13 protein-coding genes are annotated in these 13,791 nt (G+C 59.0%); 5 read left to right on the top strand and 8 right to left on the bottom strand.

Going from position 1 to position 13,791, the window contains the following annotated elements:
* Positions 1 to 224: 224 nt before the first annotated feature.
* Positions 225 to 899, top strand: coding sequence for a GntR family transcriptional regulator (locus tag ACQZ6D_RS25930; RefSeq protein WP_004431944.1), 675 nt, complete (start codon positions 225 to 227; stop codon positions 897 to 899).
* 88 nt (positions 900 to 987) lie between these two features.
* Here the strand turns inward: ACQZ6D_RS25930 and ACQZ6D_RS25925 are convergent, their stop codons facing one another.
* The 8 genes from ACQZ6D_RS25925 to ACQZ6D_RS25890 form a co-directional block, all read right to left on the bottom strand.
* Positions 988 to 1,833, bottom strand: coding sequence for an ATP-binding cassette domain-containing protein (locus ACQZ6D_RS25925; RefSeq protein ID WP_004431943.1), 846 nt, complete (start codon positions 1,831 to 1,833; stop codon positions 988 to 990).
* Positions 1,830 to 2,669 (bottom strand): ABC transporter ATP-binding protein, encoded by an 840-nt coding sequence (locus ACQZ6D_RS25920; RefSeq protein WP_004431942.1) that lies wholly within the window; start codon positions 2,667 to 2,669, stop codon positions 1,830 to 1,832. Before ACQZ6D_RS25920 ends, ACQZ6D_RS25925 begins: the two co-directional genes overlap by 4 nt.
* Before the next feature lie 3 nt (positions 2,670 to 2,672).
* On the bottom strand, positions 2,673 to 3,587 hold the full coding sequence (locus ACQZ6D_RS25915; RefSeq protein ID WP_004431940.1) for an ABC transporter permease subunit: 915 nt from the start codon (positions 3,585 to 3,587) through the stop codon (positions 2,673 to 2,675).
* Positions 3,584 to 4,591, bottom strand: coding sequence for an ABC transporter permease subunit (locus ACQZ6D_RS25910; protein WP_004431937.1), 1,008 nt, complete (start codon positions 4,589 to 4,591; stop codon positions 3,584 to 3,586). Before ACQZ6D_RS25910 ends, ACQZ6D_RS25915 begins: the two co-directional genes overlap by 4 nt.
* 63 nt (positions 4,592 to 4,654) lie before the next feature.
* Complete coding sequence (locus ACQZ6D_RS25905; protein ID WP_004431933.1) at positions 4,655 to 6,259, bottom strand: ABC transporter substrate-binding protein; 1,605 nt, start codon at positions 6,257 to 6,259, stop codon at positions 4,655 to 4,657.
* 120 nt (positions 6,260 to 6,379) lie between these two features.
* The gene (locus ACQZ6D_RS25900; RefSeq protein ID WP_448730413.1) at positions 6,380 to 7,567 is read right to left on the bottom strand and encodes a M24 family metallopeptidase; all 1,188 of its coding nucleotides are present in this window, start codon (positions 7,565 to 7,567) and stop codon (positions 6,380 to 6,382) included.
* A 555-nt stretch (positions 7,568 to 8,122) separates the two neighbouring features.
* Entirely contained in the window at positions 8,123 to 8,872 is a 750-nt protein-coding gene (locus tag ACQZ6D_RS25895) for an SDR family oxidoreductase (RefSeq protein WP_004431929.1), read from the bottom strand.
* Positions 8,869 to 9,483, bottom strand: a complete 615-nt coding sequence (locus ACQZ6D_RS25890) for a nucleoside 2-deoxyribosyltransferase (RefSeq protein WP_149910677.1) — start codon at positions 9,481 to 9,483, stop codon at positions 8,869 to 8,871. Before ACQZ6D_RS25890 ends, ACQZ6D_RS25895 begins: the two co-directional genes overlap by 4 nt.
* Positions 9,484 to 9,665: 182 nt before the next feature.
* On the opposite strand from ACQZ6D_RS25890, the gene ACQZ6D_RS25885 reads away from it, so the two are divergent.
* The 4 genes from ACQZ6D_RS25885 (at position 9,666) to ACQZ6D_RS25870 (ending at position 13,782) form a co-directional block, all read left to right on the top strand.
* Positions 9,666 to 10,292: a ribonuclease D gene (locus tag ACQZ6D_RS25885; protein ID WP_448730414.1), complete on the top strand. Its 627-nt coding sequence runs from the start codon at positions 9,666 to 9,668 to the stop codon at positions 10,290 to 10,292.
* An 82-nt stretch (positions 10,293 to 10,374) separates the two neighbouring features.
* Complete coding sequence (locus ACQZ6D_RS25880) at positions 10,375 to 11,607, top strand: hypothetical protein (protein ID WP_448730415.1); 1,233 nt, start codon at positions 10,375 to 10,377, stop codon at positions 11,605 to 11,607.
* A gap of 50 nt (positions 11,608 to 11,657) precedes the next feature.
* Positions 11,658 to 11,966 carry a hypothetical protein gene (locus tag ACQZ6D_RS25875; RefSeq protein WP_004431913.1) on the top strand — a complete coding sequence of 103 codons (309 nt, stop codon included), beginning with the start codon at positions 11,658 to 11,660 and terminating at the stop codon, positions 11,964 to 11,966.
* A gap of 259 nt (positions 11,967 to 12,225) precedes the next feature.
* Positions 12,226 to 13,782: a hypothetical protein gene (locus ACQZ6D_RS25870; RefSeq protein WP_448730416.1), complete on the top strand. Its 1,557-nt coding sequence runs from the start codon at positions 12,226 to 12,228 to the stop codon at positions 13,780 to 13,782.
* Positions 13,783 to 13,791 lie beyond the last annotated feature (9 nt).

Raw genomic sequence — 13,791 nt, 5'->3', positions numbered from 1 at the left:
TCTGATCGAAGCTCTACCGATCAACCAGTGGAATGTCGCCTCGGCCCCGCGATCAATGACCGCAGGAGATGAAGCCTCAGGGGATTGCCCGGCCACCCTCCTCCAGCAGCCAGCTTCCGATGACGGATACAGCTAAAGCAAAATCGACCATTGTAAAATAAAAAATTTTTTATTTTTTATATTCTGTCATTGCCTGTCACTTGCGGTTAGGTGATGGTGTTGCCATGAACACACTGATCAAAGTCACGCTCGCCGACCAAGCGCATCAGGAACTGCGGGCGCGCATCGTCAGCGGCAGATTGCGCGGCGGCGAACGGCTGTTGCCCAACGAACTTGCCGCCGATCTCGGCATCAGCCCCACGCCGGTCAAGGAAGCATGCCTGAAACTCGAGGCAGACGGGCTGGTGGTCAATTCCTCAAGGCGCGGCATGGTGGTGCGCGATTTTACCGTGGAGGATGTGGAAGAACTCTACGCCGCCAGAATGCTGCTGGAAAAAGGCGCTGTGGAAGTGGCCTTCGATGCCGGGCAGCTGGACGAAGCCTTGCATGCGCAGCTTCTGGAAAGCCTTGCGAAACACCGTGAATTTGCCACGAGCGCGACGCTGGACGATCTCTCCAAAGCGCTGTTTCACGATCGCAGCTTCCACACGGCCCTTGTTTCGGCCGCGCGCATTCCGGTCATTTCCGGCACGCATGGGCGCATTCTCGACCAGACCCACACGGTTTTCGTATCGATCCTTGGCGACTACGCCCGCTCTGTCGAGGAACACCAGAACATTGCCGACGCCATAGCCGCCCGCAGCAAGGCCCAGATTATCGACGCCCTATGGCGCCATCTGGAGCGTAGCCGGCAGAATACGCTGCGGCAGGTGCGTCTGCTGAGAGAGGCCGGCGCCTGAGCGTACCCCCGCAATCTTTTGAAGTCCTGAAAAAACAACAGGCCGGAAATCCGGCCTGTTCCACTTATTCATCGGTCAATCGTCGATCTCAAGCAGTCGCAGCCTGCCGTGCCGCCTTGCGGCGCTCCACGCGGGCGCGGATGGCGTCTACATCCGTTACCGGAGTGGCGGCAAAAAGCTGGCGTGTATAGGCGTGCTTCGGATCGGCAAATAGTTCCTCGCGCGTGCCCTGCTCCACGGCTACACCCTTCGAGATAACCATGACGTCATCGGCGATATAGCGAACGACGGAAAGGTCGTGGCTGACGAAGACGTAGGTCAGCTCGAACTCTTCCTGGAGATCTCTCAGCAGGTTTAGCACCTGCGCCTGCACTGAAAGATCGAGTGCCGAGACAGGCTCGTCCAGCACCAGAAGTGCGGGGTTGAGCATCAGCGCCCGCGCAATCGCGATGCGCTGCCGTTGGCCGCCAGAAAACATGTGCGGATATCGGTTGAAGTGTTCGGGACCCAGTCCAACCTTCACGAGCATGGCTTCAGCCCGCTCACGACGCTCGGACGCCGGCATTTTGGTGTTGATGACAAGCGGCTCCATCAACACGTCGCCAACCTTCTGGCGCGGATTGAGGCTACCATAGGGGTTCTGGAACACCATCTGCACCTTGGAGCGCATGTCCGTGCCGGGACGGCGCTTTGCGATATCGACCGGCTGGCCGTCGATCTTCAGCTCGCCACCGGATGCCGGGTCGATCAGCGCGATGATGCGTGCAAGCGTCGATTTGCCGGAACCGGACTCGCCGACGATGGCGAGCGTCTTGCCGCGCTCGACGGCAAAATCGATGCCTTTCAGCGCCTGCACGGTCTTTGCTCCGCCGAACAGGCCGCCCGGAACGTGATAATGGCGGGTAATGCCCTTGCCTTCGACAACGATGCTCATTGAACGCCCTCCTTGCCGAAGAAGTCGGAAACCGTGGGCAGGCGGTCGCCGGTCGCATGTTCCGGCAGCGCGGAAAGCAATGCCTTGGTATAGGGATGTTGCGGGGCCTCAAACAGGCTCAGCACATCCGCTTCCTCCATCTTGCGGCCCTTATATTGCACGACCACGCGGTCTGCTGTTTCGGCCACGACACCCATGTCATGGGTGATGAGGATCAGCGCCATGCCGTATTCTTCCTGCAGATCCATCAACAGATCGAGGATCTGTTTCTGGATCGTCACGTCGAGCGCGGTGGTCGGCTCGTCGGCGATCAAGAGACGCGGTTTGGAAGCGATGGCGATGGCGATCATCACACGCTGGCATTGACCGCCGGACATCTGGTGCGGATAGGCATTGAGCTTGGTTTCCGGATCGGGAATACCGACGGACCGGAACAGCTCCAGTGCGCGTGCACGCGCCGCAGACCGGCCCATGCCGAGATTGAGGCGCAGCACCTCCTCGATCTGGAAACCGACCGTAAAGGACGGGTTGAGCGACGCAACTGGCTCCTGGAAGATCATGGTGATCTCACGGCCGATCAGCTTGCGGCGCTCCTGCGGCGACATGGCCAGCAGGTTTATACCATCGAAGATCATCTCGTCGGCGGTGATCGTCGCCGTATCGGGCAAAAGCCCCATGACGGCGAGCATGGATACCGACTTGCCGGAACCGGACTCGCCGACGATGGCCAGCACCTCATGCTTGTCCACGGAGACGTCGATGCCGTTGACGGCCGTGAACGCGCCGGTGGCGGTGGCGAACTTGACGGTGAGGTTCTTGATTTTCAGCAGGCTCATCGCTTAGCTCCGCTTCAGTTTGGGATCGAGCGCATCGCGCAGCCCGTCACCCATCAGGTTGATGGCGAGCACCGATACGAGAATCGTCAGGCCGGGAAGGGTAACGACCCACCAGGCGCGCAGGATGAACTCGCGGGCTTCGGCCAGCATCGTGCCCCATTCGGATGCGGGCGGCTGCGCGCCCATGCCGAGGAAGCCGAGAGCCGCCGCATCGAGAACGGCAGATGAGAAGGAGAGCGTCGCCTGCACGATCAAAGGTGCAAGGCAGTTCGGCAAAATCGTCTTGAACATCAGCCGGAAATTGCCGGCACCCGCCACACGGGCGGCGGTGACATATTCACGCCGAAGCTCGCTCATGACAGCTGCACGCGTCAGACGCGCGAAATGCGGCTGATAGACGATGGCAATCGCGATCATGGCGTTGGTCAACCCCGGACCCAGGATCGCAACCAGCACCAGTGCCAGAAGCAGCGATGGAAACGCCAGGATGACGTCCATCACGCGCATGATGACAGTGTCCACCCAGCCGCCGAAGAAGCCGGCGACGAGACCGATGACAATGCCGCCGACAAGGGCGATGGAAACAACGACGACGCCGATGAACAGCGAATATTGCGCGCCATAGATCAGTCGGGACAGCATGTCGCGGCCGACAGCGTCGGTGCCGAGCAGGAATGCGGTACGGCCTCCATCCTGCCAGACCGGCGGGACGAGCAACGCGTCTCTATATTGCTGGGTCGGGTCATGCGGGGCAATCACGGCTGCGAAAACCGCGATCAGAACCAGAAGAAGGAAGACGGCAAGGCCGACGACGGCGCCACGGTTCTGGCGGAAGTAGAACCAGAAATCGGCGATCATCCGGCGGCGGATGGCGGCGTCGGAAAGCCTGACGCCGGGAGCTGTGGTCACATCGCTCATTTGTGACGGATCCTTGGATTGATGAGGCCATAGGTGAGATCGACAAGCAGGTTGACGATCATCACCAGACCCGCGATCAGAAGCAGGCCGCTCTGCACGACCGGATAGTCGCGGCGCGAGATGGAATCGATCATCCACTTGCCGATGCCCGGCCAGGAGAAGATGGTTTCGGTCAGGATTGCACCCGCCATCAGCACACCGATCTGCAGGCCGATGGTGGTGATGACCGGGATCATGGCGTTGCGCAATGCGTGAACGCCGACGACACGGGACGGCGACATGCCCTTTGCACGCGCTGTCCGCACATAATCCTCACCGAGGACTTCGAGCATTGCCGACCGTGTCTGGCGGGCAATAACTGCAAGCGGGATGGTGGCAAGCACCACCGAAGGCAGGATGAGATGTGACAGAGCCGAAGCGAAAGCACCCTTCTGCCCTGAAATCAGGCTGTCGATCAGCATGAAACCGGTGACGGAAGGGAAGAAATACATCAACGAGATACGGCCCGACACCGGTGTCCATTGCAGGATGCCGGAGAACATGATGATGAGCAGCAGGCCCCACCAGAAGATAGGCATGGAGAAGCCAACCAGCGCCGTCGTCATGGAGATCTGGTCGAACCACGAGCCACGGCGGATGGCGGCGATGACGCCGACCGGCACACCGATCAGTGTGGCGAGGATGATGGCGACGAGGCCAAGCTCGACTGTCGCGGGAAAGAGCGCCAGGAACTCGGTCAGAACGGGTTTCTTGGTGACCAGCGAATTGCCGAGATCACCCTGAAGCAGCCGCCCCAGAAAATGGAGATATTGCTGCCAGATAGGCTGGCTAAAGCCGAGCTGTTCGGCAAGTTGTGCATGCCGCTCGGGCGAAATGCCGCGCTCACCCGCCATCAACAGCACGGGATCGCCCGGCAGGACGCGAACGAAGGCAAAGGCAACGATGGTAATCCCGAGAAATGTCGGAACGAGATAGAGAAGTTTGCCGAAAATGAACCGGATCATGGTTTTTTCCTGAAAAGACGCGCGAAAGAACCTGAGTTCTTCCGCGCGTCCTGTTGTTTGGGATTACTCAGCGATATCGACGGATTCGAAGGTGAAGTCGCCAAGCGGGCTCATGGTGAAGCCGGAAACCTTGGCGGACATCGGAACGAACTGCGTGGAGTGCGCAAGCGTCGCCCACGGAGCCTGTTCCTTGAAGATCACCTGCGCCTGCTCATAAAGCTTTGTGCGCTCGGCAACGTCAGTGGTCTGCTTTGCCTTGGAAAGCAGTTCGGAGAACTCCTTATTGCACCACTGAGCACGGTTTGCACCGCCTTCGCCGGTTGCAGCGCAGGAAAGCAGAACGCCCATGAAGTTATCAGGGTCACCGTTGTCGCCGGTCCAGCCGAGGATGACGGCACCGTCGCGGTTCACTTCAGTCGACTTCTTGAGGTATTCACCCCATTCGAAGGAGACGATCTCGGCCTTGACGCCAACCTTCGCGAAATCCGACTGGATCAGCTCGGCGGTGCGGCGGGCATTCGGCATGTATGGACGCTGAACCGGCATCGCCCAGATCTTCATCGTCAGATCCTTGACGCCAGCGGCTTCGAGAGCCTTCTTGGCAGCTTCCGGATCGTAAGGATCGTCCTTGATGCTGTCGTTGTAGGACCACATCGTCGGCGGGATCGGGTTCTTGGCAACCGTGCCGGCACCCTGGAATACGGCGTCGATGATGGCCTGCTTGTTCATCGCCATGTTCAGCGCCTTGCGGACTTCCGGCTTGTCGAAAGGTGCAACAGTGGTGTTGTAGGCGAAGTAGGCAACGTTCAGGCCCGGCTGTTCATCGAGCTTGAGGTTGGAATCGGCACGAATGGTGGCGAGGTCGGCCGGGGCCGGATAAGGCATAAGGTGGCATTCGCCAGCCTTCAGCTTCTGCAGACGAACGGCAGCGTCCGGCGTGATCGCGAAGATCAGATCGTCGATCTTCGGAGCTTCGCCCCAGTAGTCGGCGTTCTTCTGGTAGCGGATGACCGCGTCCTTCTGATAGGCGACGAACTTGAACGGGCCGGTGCCGATCGGCAGGTTGTTGAAGTCTTCCTTGGTGCCGGCCTTATCAAGCGTATCAGCATATTCCTTCGAAACGATCGAAGCGAAAGGCATCGCGATATTGGCAAGGAACGGAGCTTCAGGACGGGTCAGCACGAACTTCACGGTGTAATCGTCAACCTTGACGATTTCCTTGATCAGCGACGGCATTTCCATGGAGTTGTAATATTCGTACGTGATGCCTGCGATATACTGGTTCCACGGGTTCTTTGTGTCACCCTGGCGGTTGTAGCTGAAGATCACATCATCGGCGTTGAAATCGCGGCTTGGCGTGAACTTCTCGTTGGAGTGCCACTTTACGCCCTTGCGCAGGTGGAACGTGTATTCGAGGCCATCGCTCGAAACTTCCCACTTTTCGGCAAGGCCTGGCTCAACTTCGGTCGTGCCCTTCTTGAACTCGGTCAGACGGTTGTAGACCGGATGCGCGGAGGCATCGAAGGTGCCGCCGGCGGTGTAAGGCGAAGGATCGAAGCCTTCCGGAGATGCCTCGGAGCAATAAACGAAGGTCTTCGCCATGGCGGGCACGGCGGAAGCCATCGCAAGCGCAGAGGCTATAAGCAAACTGCGGGTCAGCGTTTTCATCTGGTGGTCCTTTCCCTCTTTTTCTGAGTTTATGCGACCCCGTTTTAAGGGGCCTACCTGTCCTGGTCAGCGACGACGCGGAGCCCCGTGTCGCCGTTCGGTCCTGTGCCTCCCGACCAATTACCCGGCGACCGGCTGGAACAGCCGGTCGAGGTTCTTTTCCGGCGGGCAGAACCAGCGTGGTCCCGCCTCCGTCATATAAGCTATATCCTCGAGACGGACGCCGCATTCCCCATAAACGCACAGCATCGGCTCGATGGAAAAGCACATTCCCGGCTGAAGTGCCGTGGCATTTCCTGCAACGATATAGGGTTCTTCGTGAATATCCAGCCCAAGCCCATGGCCGGTGCGATGCGGTAGACCCGGAACCCGATAATCCGGCCCAAAACCGGCCGCCTTCAGGCTGTCGCGCGCGGCCTTGTCCACGTCCGAGCAGGCAGCACCGACCCGGGCCGCGTCAAAGGCAGCAGCCTGCGCGTCCCGCTCGGCGTTCCAGAGAAAACGCTGCCGTTCCGTCGGCTGGCCGAACACATAGGTGCGGGTGATATCCGAACGATAGCCATGAAGGATGCCGCCGAGATCGACCAGCACCATGTCGCCGTCAACAAGCGTCTGCGCATAGGGCACGCCATGCGGATAAGCCGTCGCCTCGCCGAACTGAACCGCCACGAAAAGCGGCTTCATGCCAAGCGCAACATGTGCGGCGTTAACGAAGTCAGCCACTTCCGTGGTGGATATGCCGGGACGCAGCCCCTCGAACACGGCCTTCTGCACGCCGTAGCTCGCATCCATCGCCGCCTGGATGATGGCAATCTCGGCTGCGGATTTGACCTGCCGCTGTGCGACAATCATCGGCTGGGCGGAAATGATGCGGCCTTCCAGACGCTGCATCAGGGCCGATGCGAAAACGAAAGGAGTGGCAGGATCGATCGCGACAAGGTGGCCGGGACAGCCGAGCGCTTCGATGCGCTTTGCCATCAGGTCAAAAGGACTTTCATCCTCTTCCCAGACGGCAACTTCGCCCTCGATACGGATCATCGTCCGTAGTTTCGGCTCCTCAAATGCCGGACTGACATAGACCGGCTTGCCTTTTGCCGGCACCAGGGCGCCGTGAATGCGCTCCGAAAGACCAAGCGACAGGCCAGTATAATAGGTCAGCGACGATGATGCATCGAGCCAGACCGCCTTGATATTTTGCTGGATTAGCTGCGCTTGCAGGCCGCGCAACCGCAACCCGAGCTCGTCTTCAGCGATCGATGAAACCGCGATCGGCTGAAACCGCTTCAGCGCCTCTTGAAAGTCTGCCATTCTCTCCCCGCCGCTTTCAGGCGCACAGACACAAGCGTGTCGGCAACTCCCAAGCGTTCTTTTGCCAATGCTTAAACACAGGCCGGGGCCTAAGCAATGGGCCAACACCATGCACCGCCACAAAACTGTGCATATTCATCTAGACATAACGAAATCGTGATCGACACGCGCCCGATTTCGACAATCATCGCCTTGACGGGAAAATCAGAAATCCCCCGGAAACTTAAGGGGAAAAGCGGGGTATCGGTCATCCGGGCGCAGACGGCGCGCAGAAACCTCACCGCAAGATGCATTGGAAAAAGAAGCCCAGAAAAGGAAAAAGCCTGCCGCGGGAGGAGGTGCGGCAGGCTTCAAACTTGATCGGTGATTGGGAGGAGGAGTACCACCGATCCGCATCGAGCGACACTGGGAGGAGGAGTGCGTCGCTTCGATGTTTTGAATATAGCGGTATCCGCGATTTTTAACAGAGCAAGTCTCGCAATGCAGCATTGCATTTTTGCATAGCTCGAAAATTCCTGCTTTGTTTTTTAGCACTCCCGCAGAAAACGTTGGAAATCAACTTTCCCGATGCACTTGGAAACCGGCAAAGGACTGGTTGACCGGCATGAGTTCGAGGCTGTTGATGTTGATATGTTTGGGCTGCGAGGCGACCCAATGGATCGTATTGGCGATATCCTCGGCCGTGATCGGATTGACGCCCTTGTAAAGATTGTCCGAGGCATCCTGATTGCCGCCGGTGCGAACAAGCGTGAATTCCGTTTCGCACATGCCCGGTTCGATCGAGGTGACGCGCACGCCCTTGCCATGCAGGTCGGAGCGCAGACCGAGCGAGAATTGCCGCAGGAAGGCTTTCGTTCCGGCATAGACATTGCCGCCCGCATAGGGCCAGTGCGCAGCTACCGAGGAAAGGTTGATGACAATGCCCTTGCGGTCGATCAACGTGGGCAAAAGATGGTGGGTGATGTTCAAAAGACCGGTGATGTTGGTGTTCACCATGGTCTGCCAGTCTTTCAGCGGCACCTGCGGTGCAGGTGCGGTGCCGAGCGCAAGCCCCGCATTGTTGACGAGAATATCGATGTCCCGGAAACCTTCCGGCAAAGCCGCAAGTGCCTTTTTAGTGGCATCTTCGTCGGTAACATCGAAGGCAGCGCCGTGAAAGGCGGAGCCGAGTTCTTGCGCCAGGGCCTCCAGCCGTTCCGCCCGCCGACCTGTGCCGATGACCTTCCAGCCTTCCTTGACGAAGCGCCGCGCCGTGGCCTGTCCGAAGCCGGACGTGGCGCCGGTGATGAGGATGGTACCGCTCATGATGATGTCTCCAGTAAATTCGTTCTGTCGGGATCGGTCTGTGTCAGTAATTTTTCAGCGGCGGCCGCCAGGCAGCGCTTATACGCCTCGAGATCCGTATAGAGGGCCTCTGCCGTGGCGTTGCCGACGATTACGACGCCGCCGCGCCGCAAAATTCCGCCGTGCAGCATGAGATTGTCGACCATGTCGAAATTCTCGATCGACAAACCATCCGGACCGCGATAGCGCCCTGTTTCATCGATTACGGCAACACCGTTATATTGCGCCTTAATACGGGTGAAGTGATTGGCCGCGACATTGGTGTAGGCGAAAACCGGCTTGCCCAGCGCGCACATGAACCCCAGTTCGTAGCTCGTTCCCGTATCGGCGGCGATGCCGCGAAACGGCGTGAGATTGGCGATGACCGCATCCGCTTCCAGCATCATCCGCTCGTCTATGGCATTGATGTTGCAGCCGTGGCCGATTTTCGTGTCCGCGGGCGGAATTTCCAAATCGCCCGGCGAAAGCGGCGTAAACCCGGCCTCGCGTGCAAGCGAGGCCTTGAGGTCGAGCATTTCACGGGCATTCGGGAGGAAGACCTCCGGCCCGGCGAGATAGATTTTCTTTGTCATAGGAAATTTCATACAATTTGGAGAAACAGGATTTCCGCAAACCTAACCCGGAGACTTTCGCAAACGCAAGTACCAAGCGGACATGCGCCAAGGCGCGTCGGAGCGACCTACAAAACGGTATCGTCAAACCTGTCTTTCCGTTATAGCCGGAGCAACGAACTGGACATTCCCGGAGCAAGACAATGGCAGCAACCATCCGTTATCACGAAGGCGATATTTCCGCCGCAGATGCCGCACGCTACCTTGGCGCCATCGCAATCGATACGGAAACACTGGGGCTGGTGCCACGCCGCGACCGTCTCTGTGTCGTTCAGCTTTCTCCTGGAGACGGTACGGCGGATATCATCCGCATCGCCGCCGGCCAGAAGGAGGCTCCAAACCTCACCCATATGCTTGCAGACCCTGCCCGGCAGAAGATTTTTCACTATGGCCGTTTCGATATCGCCGTTCTGTTCCACACGTTCGGTGTGACGACGACGCCGGTTTTCTGCACCAAGATCGCCTCCCGCCTGACCCGCACCTATACCGACCGGCACGGGCTGAAGGACAATCTGAAGGAAATGCTTGAGGTCGACATCTCCAAGGCGCAGCAATCGTCCGACTGGGCAGCAGAAAAACTGTCACCCGCACAGCTCGAATATGCTGCATCCGATGTGCTGCATTTGCATGCGCTGCGCGACAAGCTGACACACCGCCTCGTGCGTGATGGTCGCCTCGATCATGCCGATGCCTGTTTCGCGTTTCTGCCGACCCGTGCCAAGCTCGATCTTCTGGGCTGGGACGAAACGGATATCTTCGCCCATAGCTGAGCGGTTTCACGCTTCGTTTAAGGACTGATTTACCGAAACTGCCTATTCTCGGCCGCAACTTTGGGTGGCCGGGGACTTCCAGATGATTACACCGTTGCAGCAGACGGCAAGCATTGCAGTCAGCGACCTCATGCGGTCGATGGTGGAAACCATTGAGGAACGCCATCGCGAAGAGCAGGAAAAAGCGAACGGTACCAAAAAAGACGAGACGATAAAGACCCAGCCGCAGCCGGACCAAAGCCATCGCGTTGCCAATGAAAAGATAAGCGCCTATCTGTTCGGCGCCATGAAGCCTGATGGCGATGCCTTCGCCTCGCTTGTCTCCCGTTTCTCGTCTGCGCTTGGCATCACCCAGGAAAACAATGAATCGAACGCCGCTTTCGCACAAAGGCTTCAGGACGCGCTGACCCTGACCGACGGCTTTGAAAAAACCGATGCGGCAGGAAAAGCCACGACGATTTCGCTGAAATCCTTCGGCGTTTCGGAAGCGCAGGTCGTGGAAGTCCTGAATAACGGCGTAACTGCCAAGACCGCGCCCATGGCAGCACTTGCCGCACGCATTGCCCAAAATGCCGGCCTGAGCGGCAAGGAAGAAGATTTCGGCGTGCAGATGTCGAAAGCAATCATGGCAGTGCGCGCCACCGCACCCAAAAATGTCAATGATCTCGAAGAATCGACTGGCCTCAAGGAACTTGGTATTTCCGCGCAGCAGATGATCGCCGCAATCGCAAACCCATTTGGCGATGCGGCACGCGCCGTGAAGAATGCGCTGAACGATCAGGCGCAGGGCACCCAATTCATGACACGGGAAACCATGAAGGTCATCCAGCGCCTGGAAGACGTTGCCGATCCGAAAACCAAGGAAGAATTGCAGGCCGAACGCGGCAAAAACCGCATGGGCGAAATCAACGATGCCGAAGTTGCGGCGGAGCGGGAAGAGGATATCCAGACCCGAGACGCACAGGGCAAGCTGGAGGATGTGCAAAAACTTCAGGACGTCGTGAAGGAACACATAGACGCTGCCGCCGAAGAAAAAGCGCAAGGCACTGACGGGCAAGGCCCGGTCGATATTTCATCGGAAATCGCCCTTATCTCCGTGCTCGCGGCAACGCCATCAAGCGAAACGGCCCAGGCTGAAAATGACAACGAACCCGCAGAGACAGACGCCGCAACCAAGACGGAAGCCGATCAGAAAGACGACGCCGAAAAACTGCTTGATGTTCAGGCAGTCGTCGATAACGCCCGCAGCGCCATTTTGCCGATCTCGATAGACGACAATGGAATTTATGCACTGCTGAAGAAGAGGGCGGCATGATCTCGCCGCTACCGATAGTCACTTGAGCGAAACATGATGTGAGTTCAAACATGTCTCAAATTTCCGGCATATCCGGCAGCGCCGGCCTCGATGCCGAACCAAATGCGGCGCAAGCGCTGCTCTCCATCGCCGCTCCGCCGCTGGCGCCGAATGACGACAATTTCGTTGCCGCAAGCGAGGAAGACAACCTCATCGCCCCCGTGGAAAATCGCCCCGAGAGAGGTTTTCCCAAGGCAAGCTGGCTCGACGCGATGCCACCGGAAGCCTTTGAGGCAGCGGATAGCGAACCGGACCATATTTCATCGGTCAATTCCGACGATAACGGGCTTTACCGCATGTTCATCAGCGTCTCTCCCTGATTGCCATATCGACACGATTTTTATGGTTAGCGAATTCTTAATATCTACGGCCCAGACTCAGGGTTGATGATTCTGTGTGCATCGCGAAGAGCTGGCATTCCTGCCAGCGACGCACACGGCGCTCCCGCATGAGCGGGCGAGATGACACCTGTACATCACCGGCGCGGCAATCTTTCAACATAGGCCAAATGCGGATCAGAGAGCCAGGGACTGGCCCTTTCGCAGCCAGCGGCGGTAATCGATAGGAACGGAGCGCAGCATGTTACCGCCTGTACCGAAAATTCCGGCAGCCGATGCCGCCTATGGAGCCGCAGCCTCGCAGACGCAGCGCGGGGAGCCGAAGGAGGCCGTGCAGCCGCAGGCAAGCAATCTTGCTCCCGACAATGGCAGCAGTCTTTTCGCCAAAGCCGCAGTCACCTCTCTCGCCAGCGAATATCAGCTTTCCCGCAGCACCGCCGTTCTGGCGGAGGCGCTTGGCAAGCTGATGAACCTCCCAAGGCGCGACGGCGAAGCCATTCAAACCTATGTGATGCGTCTGACGGATGCGCTGCGCGCCCTGCCCGCACCGCAGCGCCTGGCGCTGGAACAACAGGTCAGCAAAGTCCTGCAGGGGTTGAGCCTTTCGATGCTCGCAGAAATCCTGAAACAGCCAACCGGGCCGGATGCCGCAAGGCTTGCGCTGCTGATCGAACTTTCCCGCTACAAGGGAACGGATCTTGCGGCGAAGGCGGTGGTGTCCTCTTATCAGCAGAACAATTCGGCCAATCCGGTGACCGCGCAGCCAGTGCAAGCGAGACAGCAGAACGGCCCGAGCCAGAGTGCTGACGGCCGCCCAAACCCGGCAACGACCACCACAACAACAGCACAACCGGCAACCGCCGCCGCGCCCGGCCGGCTGTTGCCTATGCTCATCGGCCCGCTTGCCCAAAGCGCCGCCGCAATAAAAGCCATGGTTGCGGCGCAGGCAGCGCCGCAAGGCCCGCAGGCCAATCTTCCCGCCCCACCTGCCGACATGTCCGACTCTCCGCACGATGCGGCAAAACCGGAAGGGAAAGCCGCCGAAAGCACCGTACGCTCGCCTCAGCCGCAAACGGGCAGCACAACAAAAGAAGCTTCGACAGATGCCCGCCCGGCGAATCCGCCACGGGCTGAGAACGCCGAGATGCGCCCTGCACTTCAGCATCGGGACACGATGAAGCTGGAGCCGCGGGAAACCCGCACTACCTTGAACCCGCCATCCGGCCAGTCCACGGCTGGCGCCAAGGATATGGAAAACCTGCTCCTTGCTGCAGTGGCCGGCAAACTTCCCGTCAAGGCCACCACCGCTGCCCAGCTTTCCGCCACGCCACCGGGCGCCATACCGCAACCACTCGAAGAGCAGCCTGCCGAAAAAACTGCCCTCGCAACGCCCATCCACCCGACCGGGGAGGATGCGGAGACGATTACCAACCGGCCAGAAGCCCAGCCCATGCCGCGCGCCGCTCTCGACCCGGAAGCAAGAATGGCGATGCTGGAACAAACGGCTTCGCAATCGCTGATCGCTGCGGCTCTGGCAAAAGACGGCACGCCGTTACCGCTCGTCGCATACCCACCGGCGGAAGAGGACCACGAATCGGAAACGCCGCATCGCGGGCGTGGTCCATTTTCCGAGGATGAAGCGAATGGCGAGGCGGAGGGCGAAAATCCCGACGGTCAAGACGAGATGGAAGAGCGGGTGGCCGCCAATGACGAGATTGGCGATGGGGAAAATCCGCGGACAGCGGCTTTCGACGACAGTGCGGAAAATTATTACCTCAAGATGAGTGGCATGCACTGAATTCCGCGC

It is taken from the genome of Agrobacterium sp. 22-3639C2 (genome assembly GCF_053522105.1).
Note: the sequence above shows the minus strand (reverse complement) of the source record. Positions and strands in the feature narration are given on the sequence as shown.